Origin of the sequence: Acinetobacter sp. NIPH 284 (assembly GCF_000369425.1) — a bacterium.
Lineage (GTDB): Bacteria > Pseudomonadota > Gammaproteobacteria > Pseudomonadales > Moraxellaceae > Acinetobacter.
Genome location: NZ_KB850011.1, coordinates 307,341 through 329,052 on the forward strand (window position 1 = coordinate 307,341; position 21,712 = coordinate 329,052).

Annotated in this window: 25 protein-coding genes; 23 read left to right on the top strand and 2 right to left on the bottom strand. The window is 37.1% G+C overall.

All coding sequences use genetic code 11. The features are described from left to right. The first annotated feature begins 12 nt into the window (after nt 1-12). From F908_RS07405 to pyrF, 22 genes are all read left to right on the top strand, one after another. Complete coding sequence (locus F908_RS07405; RefSeq protein ID WP_005159883.1) at nt 13-441, top strand: ExbD/TolR family protein; 429 nt, start codon at nt 13-15, stop codon at nt 439-441. After that, on the top strand, nt 438-2,165 hold the full coding sequence (msbA, locus tag F908_RS07410) for a lipid A export permease/ATP-binding protein MsbA (RefSeq protein WP_005159885.1): 1,728 nt from the start codon (nt 438-440) through the stop codon (nt 2,163-2,165). Before F908_RS07405 ends, msbA begins: the two co-directional genes overlap by 4 nt. A 2-nt stretch (nt 2,166-2,167) precedes the next feature. After that, complete coding sequence (gene lpxK, locus F908_RS07415) at nt 2,168-3,175, top strand: tetraacyldisaccharide 4'-kinase (RefSeq protein WP_005159886.1); 1,008 nt, start codon at nt 2,168-2,170, stop codon at nt 3,173-3,175. A 9-nt stretch (nt 3,176-3,184) separates the two neighbouring features. Beyond that, a complete protein-coding gene (kdsB, locus tag F908_RS07420; protein ID WP_005159889.1) occupies nt 3,185-3,946 on the top strand; it encodes a 3-deoxy-manno-octulosonate cytidylyltransferase in 762 nt (253 codons plus the stop codon). A gap of 2 nt (nt 3,947-3,948) precedes the next feature. After that, nucleotides 3,949-4,932 carry a DNA polymerase III, delta' subunit gene (locus tag F908_RS07425; RefSeq protein WP_005159891.1) on the top strand — a complete coding sequence of 328 codons (984 nt, stop codon included), beginning with the start codon at nt 3,949-3,951 and terminating at the stop codon, nt 4,930-4,932. 338 nt (nt 4,933-5,270) lie between these two features. Next, complete coding sequence (locus tag F908_RS07430) at nt 5,271-5,615, top strand: PilZ domain-containing protein (protein ID WP_005159897.1); 345 nt, start codon at nt 5,271-5,273, stop codon at nt 5,613-5,615. 17 nt (nt 5,616-5,632) lie between these two features. Continuing rightward, the gene (locus F908_RS07435; RefSeq protein WP_005159901.1) at nt 5,633-6,406 is read left to right on the top strand and encodes a TatD family hydrolase; all 774 of its coding nucleotides are present in this window, start codon (nt 5,633-5,635) and stop codon (nt 6,404-6,406) included. A 40-nt stretch (nt 6,407-6,446) separates the two neighbouring features. Next, nucleotides 6,447-7,058 (top strand): TetR/AcrR family transcriptional regulator, encoded by a 612-nt coding sequence (locus F908_RS07440; RefSeq protein WP_034601445.1) that lies wholly within the window; start codon nt 6,447-6,449, stop codon nt 7,056-7,058. 8 nt (nt 7,059-7,066) lie between these two features. Next, entirely contained in the window at nt 7,067-7,618 is a 552-nt protein-coding gene (locus F908_RS07445) for a prepilin-type N-terminal cleavage/methylation domain-containing protein (RefSeq protein ID WP_005159908.1), read from the top strand. Further along, nucleotides 7,605-7,991, top strand: a complete 387-nt coding sequence (gspI, locus tag F908_RS07450) for a type II secretion system minor pseudopilin GspI (protein WP_034602687.1) — start codon at nt 7,605-7,607, stop codon at nt 7,989-7,991. Before F908_RS07445 ends, gspI begins: the two co-directional genes overlap by 14 nt. Next, entirely contained in the window at nt 7,991-8,620 is a 630-nt protein-coding gene (gspJ, locus tag F908_RS07455) for a type II secretion system minor pseudopilin GspJ (RefSeq protein WP_034602826.1), read from the top strand. The genes gspI and gspJ overlap by 1 nt, the downstream gene beginning before the upstream one ends. Beyond that, the gene (gene gspK / locus F908_RS07460; protein WP_005159915.1) at nt 8,617-9,573 is read left to right on the top strand and encodes a type II secretion system minor pseudopilin GspK; all 957 of its coding nucleotides are present in this window, start codon (nt 8,617-8,619) and stop codon (nt 9,571-9,573) included. Before gspJ ends, gspK begins: the two co-directional genes overlap by 4 nt. A gap of 110 nt (nt 9,574-9,683) precedes the next feature. Beyond that, entirely contained in the window at nt 9,684-10,280 is a 597-nt protein-coding gene (locus tag F908_RS07465; protein WP_005159917.1) for a 6-pyruvoyl trahydropterin synthase family protein, read from the top strand. Between the two features lie 45 nt (nt 10,281-10,325). Next, nucleotides 10,326-11,039 carry a uracil-DNA glycosylase gene (gene ung, locus F908_RS07470; protein WP_005159919.1) on the top strand — a complete coding sequence of 238 codons (714 nt, stop codon included), beginning with the start codon at nt 10,326-10,328 and terminating at the stop codon, nt 11,037-11,039. Beyond that, nucleotides 11,036-12,160, top strand: coding sequence for an enoyl-CoA hydratase/isomerase family protein (locus tag F908_RS07475; protein WP_171063574.1), 1,125 nt, complete (start codon nt 11,036-11,038; stop codon nt 12,158-12,160). The genes ung and F908_RS07475 overlap by 4 nt, the downstream gene beginning before the upstream one ends. Before the next feature lie 5 nt (nt 12,161-12,165). Further along, nucleotides 12,166-12,690 (top strand): tRNA adenosine(34) deaminase TadA, encoded by a 525-nt coding sequence (gene tadA, locus F908_RS07480; RefSeq protein WP_005159927.1) that lies wholly within the window; start codon nt 12,166-12,168, stop codon nt 12,688-12,690. A 66-nt stretch (nt 12,691-12,756) separates the two neighbouring features. Then, on the top strand, nt 12,757-13,197 hold the full coding sequence (locus F908_RS07485) for an SRPBCC family protein (protein WP_005159930.1): 441 nt from the start codon (nt 12,757-12,759) through the stop codon (nt 13,195-13,197). Between the two features lie 9 nt (nt 13,198-13,206). Then, nucleotides 13,207-13,887, top strand: coding sequence for a (d)CMP kinase (gene cmk / locus F908_RS07490; RefSeq protein ID WP_005159932.1), 681 nt, complete (start codon nt 13,207-13,209; stop codon nt 13,885-13,887). A 115-nt stretch (nt 13,888-14,002) separates the two neighbouring features. Next, nucleotides 14,003-15,685, top strand: coding sequence for a 30S ribosomal protein S1 (gene rpsA, locus F908_RS07495; protein ID WP_005159935.1), 1,683 nt, complete (start codon nt 14,003-14,005; stop codon nt 15,683-15,685). Between the two features lie 156 nt (nt 15,686-15,841). Further along, a complete protein-coding gene (locus tag F908_RS07500; RefSeq protein ID WP_005159938.1) occupies nt 15,842-16,144 on the top strand; it encodes an integration host factor subunit beta in 303 nt (100 codons plus the stop codon). 18 nt (nt 16,145-16,162) lie between these two features. Beyond that, nucleotides 16,163-16,516, top strand: a complete 354-nt coding sequence (locus tag F908_RS07505) for a lipopolysaccharide assembly protein LapA domain-containing protein (RefSeq protein WP_005159942.1) — start codon at nt 16,163-16,165, stop codon at nt 16,514-16,516. Nucleotides 16,517-17,274: 758 nt separating this feature from the next. After that, entirely contained in the window at nt 17,275-17,955 is a 681-nt protein-coding gene (gene pyrF / locus F908_RS07515; RefSeq protein WP_005159948.1) for an orotidine-5'-phosphate decarboxylase, read from the top strand. A 22-nt stretch (nt 17,956-17,977) separates the two neighbouring features. On the opposite strand, the gene F908_RS07520 is transcribed toward pyrF, so the two are convergent. Next, a complete protein-coding gene (locus tag F908_RS07520) occupies nt 17,978-18,895 on the bottom strand; it encodes a LysO family transporter (protein ID WP_005159951.1) in 918 nt (305 codons plus the stop codon). 47 nt (nt 18,896-18,942) lie between these two features. Further along, the gene (locus tag F908_RS07525; protein ID WP_005159954.1) at nt 18,943-20,457 is read right to left on the bottom strand and encodes a flavin-containing monooxygenase; all 1,515 of its coding nucleotides are present in this window, start codon (nt 20,455-20,457) and stop codon (nt 18,943-18,945) included. 155 nt (nt 20,458-20,612) lie between these two features. On the opposite strand from F908_RS07525, the gene F908_RS07530 reads away from it, so the two are divergent. Beyond that, nucleotides 20,613-21,632: a helix-turn-helix transcriptional regulator gene (locus F908_RS07530; protein ID WP_005159957.1), complete on the top strand. Its 1,020-nt coding sequence runs from the start codon at nt 20,613-20,615 to the stop codon at nt 21,630-21,632. The last annotated feature ends 80 nt before the right edge of the window (nt 21,633-21,712 follow it).

The window sequence follows — 21,712 nt, forward strand, 5'->3', positions numbered from 1 at the left end:
ATAGGTGACATTATGAAATTTAAACGTTCTCAAGTTGAAGATATTCATATCAATTTGACGCCAATGATTGACTGTATGTTATTCATTTTGGTGTTTTTATTATTATCTACCACATTTAGTCAGCAAAGCCGTATAAATCTTACTTTACCAGATGCTCAAGGTGTTCCGCCTAAACAATTCGATCACAAAATTGAAATCATGGTAGACTCCACGGGACATTATTCTGTGAATGGTCAAGCATTATCGACCAAAGATAGTGCCGATCTCAGTACTGCGATTAAACAGGCTGCACAGGATCGTCGTGATTTTATGTTTATTATTGCAGCTGATGCAAAAGCAAAACATGAAGATGTGATTCGTGTAATGGATGTGGCAGGTCAACTCGGCTTTGTTAATGTCAATATTAGCACCAAAGTTCCAACTAGAGGTTTTACTGAGTGAATCAGGATTTTAAGGTTTATGTCCGTTTAATATCATATTTAAAATCTTATTGGGGCGTTGCCTTATTCGTCTTACTTGGTTTTGGAATCAACGCTGCGACAGAGGTTTCTGTCGCAAAGTTATTGAAATATATTATTGATGCAATCCAAAATGGTAGTCGCGAAAATTTAGATTGGTTCCCGGTCTTAATTGTCTTACTTATGTTTTTCCGTGGCCTTGGTTTGTTCTTAGGTGGATACTTTTCAGCAGTTATTTCACGTAGTTTGGTATTTAGTATTCGTCAAGAAGTTTATGCTAAATTACTGCGCTTACCTGCGCAATATTATCTTGATAACAGTGCAGGTCATATCAGTGCAAAATTGATGTATAACGTCGAACAACTCACAGCAGCATCATCTGAATCTCTACAAACATTAGTTAAAGATGGTTTAATTGTTATTGGTTTGTTGAGTTATTTACTCTATACCAACTGGCGTTTGACTCTATGTATCGTGGTTTTCATGCCTTTCATTGGGATATTGGTCAGAATCGCATCTAAGAAAATGCGTAAGTTGTCAATTCAAGTGCAAAACACGATGGGCGATGTGAACCATGTGGTACAAGAAACGATTAATGGAAACTCGGTGGTTAAGAGTTTTACGGGTGAGGTTTTTGAGCAGCAACGTTTTTACAAATCTTCTGAGGAAAACCTTCGTCGTGGCCTAAAAATGGTTGTGGTGCAGAATATTAATAGCCCGATCATACAATTACTATTGTCTATGGCAATGGCAATTATTTTATGGTTAGCGCTTCGCCCACAGGTTTTAGGTGACACCTCAGCAGGAGAGTTTGTTTCCTACATTACTGCGGCAGGTCTGATCTCTAAACCAGTGAAGAATTTAACTGATATTAATGAGAAACTTCAGCGTGGTTTAGCAGCTGCACATTCGGTATTTGAACTACTTGACATGCCAGAAGAAGAAAATAATGGTCAGCTTAAGCCAGTTTTGAAAGGCAATATTAAATTTGATCATGCTAATCTGCGTTATACAGATGGTACGCATGCAATTAAGGACTTTTGTCTAAATATTGAAGCAGGTCAGACCATTGCTTTGGTTGGTCGATCTGGTGCAGGGAAAACCTCATTAGTGAATATGCTGCCGCGTTTTCAAGAATTAAGTGAAGGGGAAATTTATTTTGATGATATTCCTGTACAAGAGATAGAGCTTTCTTATCTTCGCTCACAAATTGCGACAGTCAATCAACAGGTTGTGCTATTCAATCGTTCAGTGCGTGACAATATTGCTTATGGTCAGCTTCAAGACTCAAGTGATGAACAGGTTATTGCAGCTGCAAAAGCTGCTTATGCGCATGACTTTATTGTGAATTTGCCACAGGGTTACGACACAATACTTGGTGCGCAAGGTTTAAATCTTTCAGGCGGTCAGCGTCAACGTATCGCGATTGCCAGAGCAATCTTAAAAGATTCTCCAATCTTAATCTTAGATGAAGCAACCAGTGCGCTTGATAATGAGTCTGAATACTTCATCCAACAAGCTTTTGATGAAGCGATGCAAGGTCGTACGACGATAGTAATTGCGCACCGTTTATCTACAGTTGAAAATGCAGATCTTATTGTGGTAATGGACAAAGGACAAATTATCGAGCAGGGCACACATACTGAGTTGCTAAATAAACATGGCGTGTATTATCAATTGCATCAACGTAATTTTGAGGAAAATTAATAATGTCTATTGCGCAACACGTACAAGATGCTTGGAATAAAAAAGCGTCGTGGTTGATCGTGTTGCGTCCTTTATCATTATTGTATCGCTTAATTTTTAAATTAAATAAAACCTTATATACGGTTGGTCTTAAGAAAAAATACACTGCCCCAATTCCTGTGATGATTATTGGTAATATTACGGTTGGAGGAAGTGGGAAAACACCTTTATTAATTCAGCTCGTTAAATATTTACAGCAACAAGGTGTTCGCGTTGGTGTAATTAGTCGAGGATATGGTGGCAAAGGACCTTTTCCAGTTTTGGTGAATGCTTTGTCTGAACCAGATTTTGCTGGTGATGAGCCATGCTTAATTGTTCAATCTACTCATGTACCCATGGCGGTTGGGCCAAATCGTCAAGCATCAATTGAATTATTATTGAAATCTGAAAAACTCGATTTAATTATTAGCGATGATGGTTTGCAGCATTGGGCATTAGCACGTCAAATTGAATGGATTGTTCTAGATCAAAATCGTGGTTTAGGGAATGAGAAGTTGTTGCCCGAAGGGTACCTACGTGAGCCTAAATCGCGCTTGAATAGAAGTACGGTTATTGAACATACTAAAATTGCCCAATCACAAAGGAATATGCATTTAGTGATTGGTCAGCCATATCTGTTAAATTTAAATACAGATTTAAATGTGTTTGATCCAAATCAGTATTTTAATGTGGTTGTTGGTATTGGTTTCCCACAACGATTTTATCAAACTTTAAATCAATTGAATGTGAAACAATATCAAACACATGAGTTTGCTGATCATTATGATTATCAGATCGATGATCTCACCTTCAATAATCAAGATGCAATTATTACCACAGAAAAAGATGCGGTAAAGCTTAAGGTTTTATTGAAACAATACCCAGAATTTAATATTCCGATTTGGGTTGTGCCTGTTGAAGCGGTTTTATCTGCAGACTGTTATGATTTATTGAAACAACAATTGCAACAAGTCGGTATCCAATTTTCTTAGAGTTCTAACATGAAACATATTGTCATTCCTGCTCGTTTTGCGAGTTCACGTTTACCTGCAAAACCACTTTTGCTTATTCATGGTCGCCCAATGATTTTACGTGTCGTAGATCAAGCGAAGAAAGTTGCAGGTTTTGATGATTTATGTGTTGCGACTGATGATGAGCGTATTGCAGAAGTGTGTCGTTCGGAAGGAATTGATGTGGTTTTAACCAGTGCCGATCATCCGTCAGGCACAGATCGTTTGAGTGAAGTTGCTCGTCTAAAAGGCTGGGCAGAAAACGATATTATTGTCAATGTACAGGGTGATGAACCATTACTTCCTGCTCAATTGGTTCAACAAGTTACTCAGCTTTTAGTTGATCAACCGCATTGCTCAATGTCTACTTTATGCGAGCCTATTCACGCATTAGATGAATTTCAGCGCGATTGTATCGTCAAAGTTGTGATGAGTAATCGTAAAGAAGCATTATATTTTAGTCGAGCAACTATTCCTTATGATCGTGATGGCGCAAAATTACAGCAGCCAAAGCTGCATGATCGTGCTTTTCGTCATCTGGGTTTATATGCATATCGTGTGAAATTGTTGCAAGAATATGTGTTATGGGAACAAGGCGATCTTGAAAAATTAGAAAGTCTTGAACAATTACGCGTATTAGAAAATGGTCATCGTATTGCGATCGATATTGCTGAAGCCAATCTGCCTCCGGGTGTAGATACACAAGCTGATCTAGAGCGTTTAAATGCGCTACCAGTAAGTTTATTTGAATAATTATGATGAGTATGCAGTCAACAACCGTTTATCCTTGGCACAAGCAGACATGGGCGTTGTTGACAACGCGTTTTCCCGATATAGGTCATGGTTTACTTTTTTATGGTAAACATGGCTGCGCGAAACATCAATTTACTGAGCGTTTTGTGGCATGGGTATTATGTTTAAACAAACAAGCCGAACAAGCTTGTGGTGAATGTACAAGTTGTCTTTGGTTGAAGTCTAATACACATCCTCGCTATGTCCATATCACCACAGATGAAGAAAATAAAAAGCAAAATGCCAAGATAAAAATCGAAAAGATTCGTGATTTATTACCATTTGTTCAACAGACTGGTGATGGATGGCGAGTCGTTGTGATTGAGCCAGCGGAGGCTTTGAATATAGCATCCGCAAATGCATTGCTAAAGACTTTAGAGGAACCTGGAGAAAGGGTTATTCTGATTCTATTGGCCGATCATTACTTGAAATTACCAGCAACGATTCGAAGCCGTTTGCAGCATTTCGCTTTAGACCGTCTAGATACCCAAGATGCACAAAACTTTATTCAGCAGCAAATAGCGAATATTTCAGCTGAACACATTGATTTGTTGCTTAATCTCGCAAATGGCATGCCATTGACTGCCGTTGAAATTAATCAGAGCGATTGGTTGCATAAAAGAGATTTATTCTTGAAAGATTGGTTTAAGTTGGTCTCAGAAAAAAATATGCCTTTAAGTTATTCAAGCAAGTGGTCGAAAGAGTTGAGTTTCTCTGAATTTATGACAATGTTTGAATATTTATTGACCGATTTAGTCGCTATAAAATTAAATCAATCTTTGAGAAATAAAGACTTAGATTTAACACAGCTTGCACAGCTTTATGACTTAGAAAGCTTATTTCAAATTTATTCTGACCTGCAACAGAAAAAATTGATGGTTGAGCAAAATGTACAAACACAGTTGATACTAGATCAGTTGTTTATTCAATTGATGCATGTGGTTTAGATAGGGTATTAAAATCTTTTATGTTGATTGAATGCTTGATTTTGTAATAGCCAAAAAGCATTTGCTTTCGTTATGGTGATCACCTCTGAAATCGTGATTCATCGAAGGCTATATTTGTTTAAATAAAAACCATTTTTGTTTGTTTTCGAACAGTTTTCCTCAAACATTATTTGTTGTTTGTCGGATTGTTTCCTATAATTAAAATGGCAGTAATTATAGTTTTTTAAATTGACGGTAGAAAATATTGAATTTGAGAGGCATGTAAATATGCTTAAAAATTTACTAATGCTATGAAAATATAGATATTTCAAACTATTTGTATTTGACAGGGGAATGTTATGCAACCACAAATGATGGGCGGAATTATACAGGTCAATATTCCTGATAAAGCAACTTTGCAATCAAGTTATATGCCTTTTGTGCAAGGTGGCGGTTTATTTGTTTCCACGAAACAAGCCGTAAAAATGGGACAGGAAGTTTTTGTGTTAGCGACTTTACCAGAGCAGTCACAAAAAATCCCATTAACGGGTAAGGTAATTTGGATTTCGCATAAACAAACACATTTTAAACCACAAGGTTTTGCAATTCAGCTTGCTGGTGAAAAAGGTGTGTATTACAAAAATGAGGCTGAGAGATTGTTGGCTGGTTCAAAAGCGATGGATCGTCCAAGTTTTACGATGTAAGTTGATAGGAAATAAGCGTGTTTGTTGATACCCATTGTCATTTAACGATGTTAGATCTGAGTCCTTACGATGGGAGTTTAGATCAAGCGCTTGCCCAAGCTCGCCTTGCAGGTGTTTCAAAATTTATGGGCATCTCAGTTGATTTGGATGATCATATTAAATTGGCTGAAATCGCTTCTCGACATGATGACGTGGGTTATTCTGTAGGTGTTCATCCATGCGAGGATGATCATAATATGGCGCGAGCAACAACAGACTACCTCGTAGAGCTAGCACAGTCTGATAAGGTATGGGCATTAGGGGAAACAGGTTTAGATTATTATCACAGTACAGATTTTATTGCAGAACAGAAACGATGTTTTGCCCGTCATATTCATGCATCAAAAATTGTAAAAAAACCTGTGGTTGTGCATACACGATCAGCCAAACACGATACCGTCGATATTATAAGAGCAGAGCAGTCCACACATGGTATTTTGCATTGTTTCACCGAAGATTGGGAAACAGCGAAGTCTGTTTTAGATTGTGGTTACTATATTTCTTTTTCTGGTATTGTTTCATTCAAAAATGCACAAGAATTACGTGATGTAGCTAAACAAGTGCCGCTTGATCGGTTGTTAATTGAAACGGATAGCCCATATTTAGCACCTATGCCTTATCGGGGTAAAACCAATGAGCCTAAATATGTGCCTTATGTTGCAAAGGCGTTAGCGGATGTATATAACAAGTCAGTTGAAGAAATAGGTATGATTACCACACAGAATTTTGAGAATCTTCTTCGTTTGAAGTAAACGGTTTAGTTGTATTAGCAAAGAGAGTTATCACGTGAAAATGGATCGCCAAGCTCAGTTTAGAGCACGAGAAGCCTTAATTTTTCAGATCGCTGAGCAACTCCTATTAGAAAATGGTGAAGCAGGCATGACTTTGGACGCTTTAGCGGCGGAATTAGATCTTGCTAAAGGCACATTATATAAGCACTTTCAGAGCAAAGATGAATTGTATATGTTGCTGATTATTCGTAATGAACGAATGCTGCTTGAAATGATTCAGGATACAGAGAAAGCTTTCCCTGAGCATCTAGCTTTTTTCATGCTACACCATTTACATCATCCTGAACGTACTGCTTTATTTCATCAAATTGAAGAACGCCTCTCTACGACGGGTCAAGGTATTCAGTTATTATTTAGCGAATTGTATAAAGTTCGTCGTCAACGTTTACGTATTATCATTCGTATGACAGAAAGTTATTTATTAGATATAAATAGCACGATGACAACGCGTGATTATTTGGCTTCGATTTGGTCTCTGACTTATGGTGCAGCAGTTATTCTGAATTCGAGCTTTTATCAGCGTTATTTAGGTTCACGTGATAGTTTACGTGTGGCTTATATTGATCAAGCTTTAGGTTTGCCAAAACAAATTGAATATTTAGCGAATGGCTGATAAATAAAATGAAATCACCACATAGATTACAACAAGGTTTTACCCTCATTGAGATCATGGTGGTGATTGTAATCATGACGATTATGACATCTTTGGTTGTTCTGAATATTGGTGGTGTAGATCAACGTCGAGCGATGCAAGCCAGAGAAATGTTTATACTTGATTTAAAAAAGATTAATAAAGAATCAACGGATCAAGCTAAAGTTTTTGCCTTAAATACTCAAAATGCGACTGACGTTGCACCATTTCGCTATAATTTGTTTGAATATCATGATCAGAGCCATGAGCAAATTCAGCAAGCTGATCGGACTTGGCAGCCATATAAAGAGTTTAAACTTCGAGAGCTACCGACTAGCGTATCTTTTAGTATTCAAACTTTAAATGCTGAAGAATATCGAAAAGCGAGAAATGAGGACTTATTAGGTGGTAAAGCACCGCAACTCATATGGTTTGGCAATGGTGAAGTTAAGCCTGTCCGTATTCAATTTTATTATGAGCAACAGCCAATTGGACATGAGTTTGAAATAGATCATTTGGGTAAAATAAATGAAGAAGATTAAAGCATTTACCCTGTTGGAAGTAATGGTTGCTTTAGCGATATTTGCTGTCGCTGCAATTGCATTAACAAAAATTGCCATGCAATATACACAATCTACATCGAGTGCGATTTTGCGAACAAAAGCACAGTTCGTTGCAATGAATGAGATTGCAATGATGGAAATGAATCAAGAATGGTTAGATGGAACGCAATCGAAACAGGTGACTTCTCAAGGTGAGACTTGGCAGATTGATAAAAAAGCACAGGCTACAATTAGCCCCAAAATACAACGTATCGAATTACAAGTAAGTTTATTTAATACTGAGCATGGTAAAGTTGAAGCGGGCATCACCAATATGGTGTTTTTTAATTATCCAGCAAAAGCTAAAACATGATGAAAATTAAAAAGGGTTTTACCCTTGTTGAATTGCTGGTTGCAATTGCTATTTTTGCCGTACTTTCAATGCTTGGTTGGAAAGTTTTTGATTATTTATTAAAAGTCAAAGATCGTAATGCAGAGCATGAAACACATTTATTTGCGTTACAAGATGCCTATCAGCAGATTCTAAGAGATAGTCTGCAAATTATTCCATTAACGGCAAATGATGGTCGACAATTACAAGCCGCTTTGGTGCTAAATGATCGTGGTTTTATGTTTAGTAAAGCAGGAGTGTCCGATCCGTTGAAACAAGGTTTGTCACCTTATGAACGTATTGAATATCGCTACGATTCAACACAGAAAAAAGTTTATCGACTCAAATATTCAAATCTAAATATTCCAAATCGGGTACAACCCATCTCAAGTACCTTATTAGAAAATGTAGATCAATTTAAAGTGGTCGTCATGAATCCACAGGAACTGACACAATGGCCTGAAAATATTGGTGATCCTAATAATATTAATGAGTTAAAAAAATTACCATTAGGCATAAAAATACAGCTTAGTGTTGCAGGTACGGATTACGAGTGGATTTATAGTCTAGTGAATGCAAATCAATTGTTGGGAAATAACTCACCACCATGAAAAACTATTCATCTCAGCGTGGCGTAGCTTTATTAACGATTTTAGTCATGGTTGCTTTAGCAACGATTTTGGCTGCAACAATTGCAAAACGGCAAACCAATACCGCTGAAAATACGGGCTATTTGATGCGTCAGGATCAATCGTTATTGTACGCAAAAAGTGCAGAAGCTTTTTTTTCAGAGTTACTCATTCAAGATAGCGATAATGGTGGTAGTATTGATCATTTACAGGAAAACTGGGCAAAGCCGATGCCATCATTTCCCGTAGAAGATGGATCAGTCTCAGGAAAACTACTAGATGAGTCAGGAAAGTTTAATCTAAATAATTTGGTTAAGGCTGATGGCAATCAAGTTGATGATTCTGCTCGACGTTGGTTTGAAAAGTTATTGCAACGTGTAGGTCTGCCTGCTGAACTCAGTCAAGCTGTGATTGATTGGCAAGACACAAATGATGAAGTGACTGGCGCAATGGGTGCGGAGAGTAGCTATTACCAAGGACTAAATCCTGCATATTTAACGCCGAATACCAAGTTTCATAGTATAGAAGAATTAAAACTTGTACGAGGTTTTGAAGGCAAAAACTACGATTTGATCAAACCTTATGTCACGGCATTACCTGAACAGACGAAGGTGAATATGAATACAGCACCTGCATTACTATTAGCCAGTATTGATCCTAAAGTAGATGTCAAAGCTATCGAACAACAATTAAAAATCAAGGAAACTGAGTTAACGCATTTTAATAATGTAGATGATTTATGGAAATTAAGTGCTTTTTCTGGGATTGATGAGCAGAGTAAAACCGATGCTGCGTCTTTATTAGATAGTAAATCAAATTATTTTACGGCTCAAATTGAAGTGATGCTAAGCGAGCGTAAGCGCCAATTTAACAGCTTAATGATGAGAAAAGATAAACAAGTGATTGTGTATTCAAGAAGTCTTGCACCATTCTAGTCTTTGTATAGATTGGATTATTGAATAGTCACAAGGCTTAAAATCAATCCCACCGATGATTTTTTTGCTTTATAATAAAATCTGTTTGCAGATATAGATCAGCTTGGTGCATGTTAATTCGTAAATTATTTAAGTTTGAAAATGCTCATATTGTACGTAATTGTACATCAGATCGCTGTAAGCGTTCGATTCACGGGCATAGTTATAAAGTTGAATTACTGTTAAAAGCCTCAAAATTAGATCATGGGCAAATGGTCTATGATTTTGGTCTATTAAAAGGTGTGATTAAAGAGCTTTTTGACAGTTTTGATCACGCAATTTGTTATTGGCAAAAAGATGATCCTGAATATATTCAAGCGTGTAAAACTTTTAGTGCACGTTGGGTTGCCTTGCCAGTTTCACCATCAGCTGAACAGTTTTCAAGGATTTTCTTTTATCTAGCGCAACAGGTGCTCGCTTCAACCACAACACAGAATGGTGAGGGTGATGTTGAGGTCTATTCAGTGATCGTGCATGAAACTGATACAGGTTACGCACAAAGTTTTTTAGAAGATATTGAAAATGAGCAAATGGGTTTACTTAGCCTAGACCAAATTATTTTTTCAGAGCAAGTACAAGTTGAGTGGAGTGATCCTCAAATGTATGAAAATCTGAAAAATGGAATTAAATTCCAAAATCCAAATGTAGAGTTACAAGTTAACATTTAGGTCAGCAAGATTTAAATGTTGGAGTCGTTATTTCAAGGAATGTTGATGCAATTTACTGAACAGCAGCAGAAAAAACTTAATAAAGTTCAGTTGGATGAGTCCTGGAAAATCTCTTTGTCAGAATTTCTACTCAGTCAGAAAATGGATCATTTAAGAGAGTTTCTACAGCAACAAATCCTTGCTCAGAAAACGATTTATCCACCTAGCAAGCAAATTTTCAATGCATTGAATACAACCCCATTACAGGATGTAAAAGTCGTGATATTGGGTCAAGATCCATATCATGGCCCTAATCAAGCTAATGGTCTAAGCTTTTCTGTACAAAGAGGGGTTGCATTACCACCATCTTTGCGTAATATTTTTCATGAATTGCATACTGATCTCACAGTCCCGATTTCACGTCATGGGGATTTAAGTAAATGGGCTGCTCAAGGGGTATTGCTATTAAACAGTGTACTCACTGTTGAAGCAGGACAGCCAACTTCTCATCAAAAACAAGGCTGGGAAGAATTTACTGATGCTGTAATTGATGTGTTAAATGAACAGCGTGAGCATGTTGTGTTTATCTTATGGGGTGCTTATGCACAACGTAAAGGACAGCGCATTGATCGAAATAAACATCTAGTGTTAACAGCAGCTCATCCATCACCGCTTGCTGCAAACAGAGGTGGTTTTTTTGGCTGTAAAGTATTTTCTAAAACAAATCATTATTTGAAACAACATGGCATTGAGCCAATAGACTGGCAACTGGACGCATAATGACTTCTCCCGATTTAAATAGTTATCACCCAGATTTAATCATCGAAAACGCTAAAAATGGTTGGCGTATTGTTCGTTTAAACCGACCAAAATCTTTACATGCACTTGATGAGTCAATTGTGAGCGCTTTATTGAAAATATTTGAATATTTTCATGAAGATGACAGTGTTAAAGCAATTTGGTTTGATTCAACCACACCGAAAGCATTTTGCGCAGGTGGTGATGTTCGTAAACTCCGTCAACTTGTCATTAATAATGAAGTAGATACGGCAAATAAGTTTTTTGAACAAGAATATGCGCTTGATTTATTGCTTCATAACTATGCTAAGCCAATTGTAGTTTGGGGTGAAGGTTATGTCATGGGTGGTGGTTTAGGCCTATTCATGGCTGCGCCATTTCGTCTAGTTACACCTTATTCACGTCTTGCAATGCCTGAAATCAATATTGGTCTCTATCCTGATGTAGGGGGGAGTCGTTTCCTTGCTGATCGTGGTCAAATTGGGCTGTTTACAGGTTTAACGGGTTCAATCATGACTTCAGCTGGTGCTTTTAGCATTGGTTGGGCAACTCATATTTGTGAGGCACAGCGAGATAATGTTCTTCAAAAAGTTTTGAATGTGGATTGGAATCATTATCCTGCGGGTGCTTTCCGTGCAATCGATGATACTTTAAATAGTCTACATCGCCCTGTATCATCAGGTCCGTTACAAAATTCAATCGATGTGATTCATAGCGTATGTCGTGGTCAAAGTTTTGAGTATGACTATCAAGCGATTATTGGTTTGAGTGATGCAAGTAGTGATTGGTTACGTCAGGCAAGTGAGAATCTGCAAAAAGGTTCTCCAAGTACTGCTGCGATTACATGGTTGCTATGGCAATGGGGTAAGCAAGGACATGCTTGGGATGAAGTTTTTGCACTAGAATCACAAATCTCTGATTGGAAAATCCGCCATCCAGATTTTGTTGAGGGTGTCCGTGCACGTTTAGTTGATAAAGACTTATCACCAGAATGGAAAGCAGCGGAAAAGATTACATTGAAAGATATTTTATCTGATTGTGCTCCAGTAACTACAATTGATAGTTGGAATGCTTTATTAAGACAATATGGTGTTATTGCTTAAAATCGATGAGTATAGACGTCACAACTTCAGAAAACTTTAATGATGAATATTGGATGCAGCTTGCTTATGAGCAAGCTGCACTAGCTGCTTCGCAGGGTGAAATTCCTGTTGGAGCGGTGATAGTGAGTCAAGAGAAAGTTATTGGTGCTGGTTATAATGCACCAATTAAACAATCTGATCCTACCGCTCATGCTGAAATTCAAGCTTTACGTGCAGCCTGTCAATCATTGAATAACTATCGTTTACCAGATGATGCCATATTATATGTGACGCTTGAACCTTGTACGATGTGTGTTGGCGCACTCATTCATGCTCGTGTCAAAAAAGTAGTGTTTGCCACGACAGAGCCTAAGGCTGGTTCGTTGGTCAGTGCTCGACAATTATTAGAAAATGGCTATTACAATCATAAATTCGTATTTGAACAAGGTTGTATGCAAGCTGAATGTTCATTGCAATTAAGTGAATTTTTTAAACAAAGACGAGAAGAAAAAAAGAAAACTCGGCTATTAAAAACGTCCTTAAATGATTAAAAATGTCTCATTAGTTGTGGCAAACTATGCCTCCGAAGATTTTAGCTAAATCAAAAAGGCAAAGTTATGCGTAACGCAATCACCATACAAAAAGAATTCAACGCACCAATTTCTGAAGTTTTTGACTTATTGTCAAAGCACGCAACTTATAGTAAAGCATTTGCTCCTTTACAAGTTGTACGTGTAAAAGATTCTGCTGATCCTCAGCGTCCAGATGGAATCGGTTCAATTCGCCGTATGGGCTTTGGACCAATCAAGCCTCTTCAAGAAGAAATTACATTACTAGAAGAGAATAAGCGTATCGAATATAAATTGATTAATAATCCTTTGGTTAAACACCATCTCGGGCAAATTGATTTTAAAGAAATCACACCGTTTATTACTTTAGTGACTTACAAGATTGAATTTACAGCAAAAGCGCCTTTTGTAAGTAAATTAGTTCTTGCACAACTCAAAGCAGCGATTACACTAGGTTTTTCAAAATTAGCGAAGTCAGTTGCTTCATAAGAGACGGGAATGACAGTTCATATTATTACGATTGATGGTCCTAGTGGTTCTGGTAAAGGGACCTTGGCAGCCAAAATAGCTGCTTATTATGGTTTTAATCTATTAGACTCTGGTGCTTTATATCGTTTACTCGGGCTGTCATTATTTCAACGTGGCTTACTTGATCAAATCGACTCTAATTTAGGTCAATGCGTTGAATACGCAACGAATTTAGATATTGAATTTAAAACGACTGAGGCTGCGACCCTTGTTTTACTAGAAGGTGTAGATGTCACAAATACCATTCGTACTGAACAGGTCGGAGAATATGCCTCTAAAGTTGCAACTGTTCCTGAATTAAGAAAAGCATTATTTGCGCGCCAACGTGCATTTATTCAAGCCCCTGGTTTGGTAGCTGATGGACGAGATATGGCGACGTCAATTTTTCCAGAGGCTCAAGCTAAAATATACTTAACAGCATCGGCTGAATCTCGAGCAGAGCGTAGAGTAAAACAGTTGCAGGGTATGGGTCTTGATGCTAAAATAAGCGACATTTTATCTAACATACAGGCTAGAGATAAAAGAGATATGGAGCGAGCTGTTGCTCCGCTCAAGCCAGCTGAAGACGCGTATATCATTGATAGTTCTACAATAGGCATCAATGAAGTATTTCAGTTAATGGTGAACTATATCGATAGCCGTATTCAATAGATAGACCATTTTATTTTCAGTTGAAGCATTGCTTGATCAGATTTTTTGGACAATGTAACAACTTAACTAAACCGGCCTTGTCTGATCCAAGACCGCGGACTTTATCAGGTATATCATGACCGAATCTTTTGCAGCCCTCTTTGAAGAAAGTGAATTAAACCTCAACGTTGAAAAGGGTGCAGTCATCCAAGGTACTGTTGTTAGTATCGATTCTGACTGGGTTACTGTTGACACTGGCCTTAAATCTGAAGGCGTAGTTGACCGTGCTGAATTTTTAAATGAACAACGTGAACTTGAAGTTCAAGTTGGCGATACTGTTGACGTAGTTGTTGAAGCGCTTGACAACGGTATGGGTCAAACAGTTTTATCACGTGAAAAAGCGAAACGTGCTGAAACTTGGACTAAACTTGAGAAAATCTTTGAAGACGGCGAAATCGTTACTGGTGTTATCTCTGGTAAGGTTAAAGGTGGTTTCACTGTTGACATTGGTCCTGTACGTGCATTCTTACCAGGTTCTTTAGTTGACACTCGTCCTATCCGTGACACAACTCACCTTGAAGGTAAAGAGTTAGAGTTCAAAGTAATCAAACTTGATGCTAAGCGTAACAACGTTGTAGTTTCTCGTCGTGCAGTTATGGAAGCTGAATCTTCAGCTGACCGTGAAGCATTACTTGCTCAACTTGAAGAAGGTCAAACAGTTACAGGTACTATCAAGAACCTTACTGATTACGGCGCGTTCGTTGACCTTGGCGGTATCGATGGTCTTCTACATATCACAGATATGGCTTGGAAGCGTATCAAGCACCCTTCAGAAGTTGTTGAAGTTGGTCAAGAAGTTACTGTTAAAGTACTTAAATTTGACCGCGAGCGTAACCGCGTATCTTTAGGTCTTAAGCAATTAGGCGAAGATCCATGGTTAGCGATCATGAGCCGTTACCCTAAAGGTTCTATCGTTAAAGCACGTGTAACTAATTTAACTGACTACGGTTGCTTTGCAGAAATCGCTGAAGGCGTTGAAGGCTTAGTACACGTTTCAGAAATGGACCACACAAACAAAAACATCCACCCATCTAAAGTTGTTCAGATCGGTGATGAAGTTGATGTTATGGTTCTTGAAGTTGACGAAGAACGTCGTCGTATTTCATTGGGTATCAAACAAACTCGTGCTAACCCATGGGAAGAGTTTGCTAAAGCAAATGAAAAAGGCGAAAAAGTTTCTGGTACGATCAAGTCAATCACTGATTTCGGTATCTTCATCGGTTTATCTGGTGGTATCGACGGTTTAGTACATTTATCTGACATTTCTTGGAACGAACAAGGCGAAGAAGCTATCCGTCGTTACAAGAAAGGTGACACAGTTGAAGCAGTTATCTTATCTGTAGACGCTGAAGGTAACCGTATCAGCCTTGGTATCAAGCAATTAAACAGCGATCCATTCAATGATTTCTTAGCTGCGAACGAGCGCGGTGCTTTAGTTAAAGGTACTGTAACTGCTGTTGATGCTAAAGGTGCTACAGTTAAATTAGCTGATGACATCGAAGCAACGCTTAAAGCTTCTGAAATCAACCGTGACCGCGTTGAAGATGCAACTAAATTCTTAGAAGTTGGCCAAGAAGTTGAAGCGAAGATCATCAACGTTGATCGTAAATCTCGCTCTATCAACTTGTCTATCAAAGCGAAAGACGAAGCTGAAGAGAAAGAAGCTGTGAACAATGCTCGTCAAGCAGCAGCAGCTCAAGTTTCAGAAGCTAATGGTCCTAAGACTATTGGTGATTTGATTAAAGCTCAAATGAAGTAATTTGTTAAAAGGTACATTTCTTGTAACAGAGATGTACCTTTTTATACAAAAATACTGCAAACGGTAGCGTAGTATCGATGTACTGCGCTACCGTTTTGTATTTAAACAGGTTATTATTAAAATATTGAAAAGTAGCAATAATTAAAGAGGTCAACGATGACTACTGACGCACTTAACAAATCTGATTTGATTGAACGGATTGCCCTTAAAAACCCTCATTTGGCAGAACCGTTGGTCGAAGATGCAGTTAAAATTATGATTGATCAAATGATTGAAGCACTTTCGAGTGGCGATCGTATTGAGATTCGTGGTTTTGGCAGTTTTGCATTACATCATCGTGAGCCACGTTTAGGGCGTAATCCTAAAACTGGTAAATCAGTTGATGTTGCAGCAAAAGCTGTACCGCATTTCAAACCAGGTAAAGCACTTCGTGATGCAGTAAACGAGACTTTTGATTAATAAAAAATTGAGGTGTTCATGCGTTATATTCTTATAGCATTACTCATCGCCATTTTTGGTTATTCACTTGCTCTAGTTTTACAAAATCCAGCAGAATTAGAAGTAAACCTATTGTTTACTCAAGTTCCTGCAATGCGTTTAGGTTTATTGCTTTTATTGACTTTGGCATTAGGTGTCGTGGTCGGTTTGCTTCTAGGTGTTCAAGTATTTCGTGTTTTCCAAACGAATTGGGAAATTAAACGATTACGTAAAGATATTGACCACCTCAGAAAAGAGCAGATCCAACTTGCTCAGCAAGCAGCCGCAGAAGCTGCTGCAAGCGTAAGACATGAAAAAACTGTTTTAGATGTTTATCCGAATGATAAGATTTAATAGTTGAATTGCTATTTAGTATTGAAAATGGCTATTTCACAATTGAAGTAGCCCTTTTAGTTTTTGATTAAAAAACACTTAATTAATTTTAATTTCATTTTTCAAGTTCAATTCAAGCTGATCCATAAATTGATTAAAAGCATTAAAACTTTTTTCTACTACGATTAATGCAGTTTCATTCATTTCTCGCGTTATAGGCATGTTTTCAAAAACGTTTGATTCGAGACCAAGTCTATTAATTCGTAAGATAGTTTACGGCTAGGTGACATGTCATCACACCAAATAAATCTAAGGGTGTTGGTAAGTTCTTCTTTATTGTTGAGCTCGAGTGTTTTTAGGTCATGCAAATACCAAGGCCAATGATTAGCATCCTCTTTACAGTGAACATTGATTGCTTCTTCATATTCATTCTGTGGAAAATTAAAGGGCTGTACATATTTATTTAAATCCGCAAAGCTCATTATAAAGTGAGTAAGATTGGGCAAGAGTTTTAAGCGTTGTTGTATGGGTATTTCTTGATTTTTCAAAATCTTAAAAAATGATGGTGACTAAATTGATGCCTTTTTATGCCTATTGCAGTTTTAATCGTTTTTAATTTATTTTAAGATTAAAATTTAATAAAATTTTACTATTTGGTATGTTTTAGTTCTGTTGTTGCAACTTAAATGTAAGAAGTAAAAATGTGTTGAATGAAATTTTACACTTAAATTAAAACCTATTTATAATAGCGACTTTGAATCAACTGGGAAGAAACGCTCTTGAGTATCATTGTTGCACTAGATGCAAAAAGCGAATATGACGCTTTAACGATTGTGGATCAGCTTGATCCTGCTTTATGTCGTGTCAAAGTGGGCAAGGAACTTTTTACTCATGAAGGTCCAAGTGTTGTTAAAACTTTACAAGATAAAGGCTTTGAAGTTTTCCTTGATTTAAAATTTCATGATATTCCGAATACAACTGCTCAAGCTGTTTGTGCTGCGGCAGATCTAGGTGTGTGGATGGTCAATGTTCATGCGTCTGGCGGTCGAAAAATGATGGAAACTTGTGTTGAAAGACTCAAAGCAGGCAATTATCAAACACAACTAATTGCAGTTACTGTGTTAACTTCTATGGGGCGTGAAGATCTACGTGATATTGGTTTAGACATCGAACCGGTAGAGCATGTCAAACGTTTAGCTAAATTGACTCAAGAAAGTGGTTTGGATGGCGTAGTTTGCTCAGCACAAGAAGCTAAGATTCTTCGTGAAATGTTGAATGCTGATTTTGCATTAGTTACCCCGGGCATTCGTCCAGAAGGTTCAAATGCAGATGACCAAAAACGTATCGTTACACCTAAACAAGCTATGCTTGATGGTTCGACGCATTTAGTGATTGGTCGCCCGATTACAAAGGCTGAACGTCCAACAGAAATGTTGAAGTCAATTTTGGCGTCTATCTAAGTTTATTTAGTGTATAAATACCTTAGAACTTGAGATTTAAGAATAGGCTGATTAATAAAGGTGCAAGAAGCGATAAAATTAATCCGCTCATCATTGCATGTGGTACGTAATGCGTGCCACATGACTGTTTAACCATTGCAAGGGTGACATCCATTGAGGTTGCTCCAGCACTCGAAATCGCTGAACGTGGAAAACGCCAGCCTAGAAAATACATAAGAAGAATGGCGAAAATTTCTCGGAAGAGGTCGGTTAATAAGGCAATGCCACCAAGTCGTGCTGAATGTAATTCAGTGAATAGAATGCCAGACATTGAGTACCATCCATATCCCTGAGCTAAAGCCATTATTTCATTTAAGTTAAAGTGATTAGATAAGATTAAATAATTCACGATTGCTGCTAAGCATGAACCAACAAAGGCTGCAGCGGGAACCAATAGTACTTTCCAACTTAACCAACTACGATCAAATTGCGTAAAAGCAAGCTCAATGCCAATCAAAAAGATAAATATGAGTAATAAATACCAACTATTAAATGCAATTTGTAGATTAGATTGAGTGACTAGTATTCCAAGTAAAATCCCTAAACCTAATGCTAGAAATGCTTTAGCGATATTTTTGAGTGCATTGATAAAGAGGTGTAATGAAATTTTTCCTTGTATGCTTTGACGATCAATCAGTTTGTAAGTAATCAGACAGATAAAGAAAGAACCAACTGATGTAGTAAATGCAATTAATAATGCAGGTGGTAATATTGCTGCTGGATCTGAGATATGATTCAAAGCTTGAGTCAGTTCAAAGGCAACACTCATTAATAATAAATAAGAAAAATAGGGTAAAATTTTAAATACAAATTGTTTAATTCGCTGTGATAGTTTTGGGGCGAGAAAATAGCCTAAGCTTATTGCGATAAAAATTTGGAAGATAAGAACAAAAGATTGCATAAAAAAAGCAGGTTACGAATAACCTGCTTATTATGAAGAATTATTGATTAGGCTGCATTGTTTTTTGCATTTGTTGCTGTATGAATAAAATTATAGTCAGCGACATTTACTTTACGTGTTTCTAACCAATATTTCCAAGTATATGTTGGCCATAATGAGAAGTTTTTACCATCGGCTGCTTGATACCAACTACTGCATCCACCTGCTTGCCAAACTGTTCCTTTGAGTTGTTTCTGCACACGCTCATTAAATTGATCTTGTACCTGTTGTTTAATCTCAACAGCTTGAGAACCTGTTTTATCTACGGTTTGAATCAATTGCAAAATATAATTCACTTGAGATTCAATCATAAAAATAATAGAGTTATGACCTAAAATCGTATTTGGACCTAATAGTTGGAATAGATTAGGGAAGTTTTTCGTACTAACACCATAGTAGCTTTCTGCACCATCTTTCCAAGCTTGCTTAAGTTCGATTCCATTACGACCAACACAATCGAAATGCTTTAAGTAAATACGTGGGTCAGTAATGAATCCCGTACCATAAATCAAACAGTCAATTTGGCGTTCTTTACCGTCTTTGGTAATAATGCCGTTAGCTGTAATTTCCTGAACGCCATCAGTAATTAATTCAACATTTTTACGGTTGAACGTTGGGAAGTACTTATTTGAAATCAAAATACGCTTACAACCCATCACGAAGTCTGGTGTAAGTTTTTTAGCGAGCTCTTTGTCTTTGACTTGAAAGCGGATAAATGCTTCTGCAAGCTTTTGACCATATTTCATGATCTGTGGTTGTACGATAGGTACGACACGTGATTCGTTGCTCCAATACAAACGAGTACGATGAATTTGACGATAAATATTTGAAGCTTTAAATAAAGATTTGCTTAATTGTGAATATTTACGTTCATCACGTGGAATGACCCATGCGGCAGTACGTTGGAATACATAAAGCTGTTTCACTTTTTGTGCAATCTCGGGGATATATTGAATTGCACTACCACCAGTACCAATAGAAGCAACAGATTTACCTTCTAAGCTGTATTGATGATCCCATTGTGAAGAATGGAAGACTTTACCTTTAAACTTTTCAATTCCTTTTAAGTGAGGAATTTGTGGAACGTGTAGGGGACCAGAAGCAAAAATAACAAATTGAGCTTCAATGGATGGTTGATCTTTAAAATCTAATGACCAAACATTACGATTTTCATCAAACTCAGCATGAGTAACTTCATGATTGAATTTGCAATAATCTTTTAATCTATATTGCTGAGTAATATCTTGGATATATTCAAAAATTTCATCAGCTTCAGCGTAACGTTTTGACCAATCTGTTTTGGGAGCAAACGAAAGTGAATACATGTGTGATTGAACATCACAGGCAGCACCCGGGTATTGATTTTCACGCCATGTGCCACCAACGTCATTGGTTTTTTCTAAAATTACAAAATCATTCATTTGACTTTGTAATAGTCGAATAGACATTGCTAAACCACCAAAACCTGCACCAATAATTGCAACTTTAGTTTTTTGAATAGCATTTTGGGGTACATCACGCATAGTCCACGCCCTACACATCTAAATTTTATGCAAGTTTAAAGGTTTTGTAGAGATTAAATATGATTGTATAGACGCAAAACCTGATCATTTCGGCAATTCATTTATTCGTATTTTTATAGTACAACGTTAAAGTCTTAGGAATTACATTCGGAATTATGAAGAGATCTATCCTCGGATTGATGTATTTAATTCAAGGCATGCGTCATGTGGGCATTGATGTTGATGCTCGTTTAGCAGACATGGGAATACAAGCCGAAGCTTTAGATCCGAGTTCAATTATTCCAGATGAAATTGAATGGGATATTTTACAGTATATTAGTCAAGATATTTCTCCTGAACAAGGCTTAATCATTGGTCAACATTATGCGCTTGCAGGGTATGGCCCATTCTTGATGCTGCTTGTTACAAGCGATACTTTACATAAAGCTCTGTTAAATGGTGTGCGATTTCAGCAATTGACACATCTGTTTGGTTCATTACAACTAAATATTAAAAAAGATCACATCCATTTTCATTATCAACCAATTGATTTAAATACACATTTAGGATTGTTTCGTGCTCAATGTGAAATCTCAGGTACTTATAAGTTCTTACAAGATATTTTTAAAATGATGGGGCTTGAAATCCCTAATATTCGTATTGAATTACCTTTTAAAGCACCTAAAGAATTAGAATTAATAGTGGCTTATCAAGACTATTATGGTCAGGATGTAAAATTTGAATGTCAGCATGCCTCTTTTATTCTAGAAAATACTGACATTTTAAATATAAAAATACCATCTGCTGATGTTCTTACTTACCGTGTCTATGAAGAAAAATGCCTACAAGATCTGAAGAAATTAGAACGAAGTAGCCGTGCAAAGTTGACCATTTTAGAATATGTCGAGGAATATCTTGAAATGCAAAATGGTGTAATACCTACAATGTCTGAAACAGCATGTGCATTAAAGATTCCTGAGAGGACTCTAAGACATAAATTGCAGCAAATACAAACAAGTTATAAGGAAATACGCGAAAGGCTCATTAAGCAGAAAGCATTAAAGTTTATTGAAAATAGTGCATATTCAATTGGGCAAGTTGCGGAAATGTTAGGTTATTCTGAACCTGCTGCATTTAATCATGCGTTTAAACGATGGTTTGGTCAAAGTCCAAGACAATATAATCGTAATCATTAAAATGATTAAAAAATGGTACATTATGATGTTTAAACTCCATGATAATTAAGCCTAAAATCTAATGCCTTTGGACTTAATGT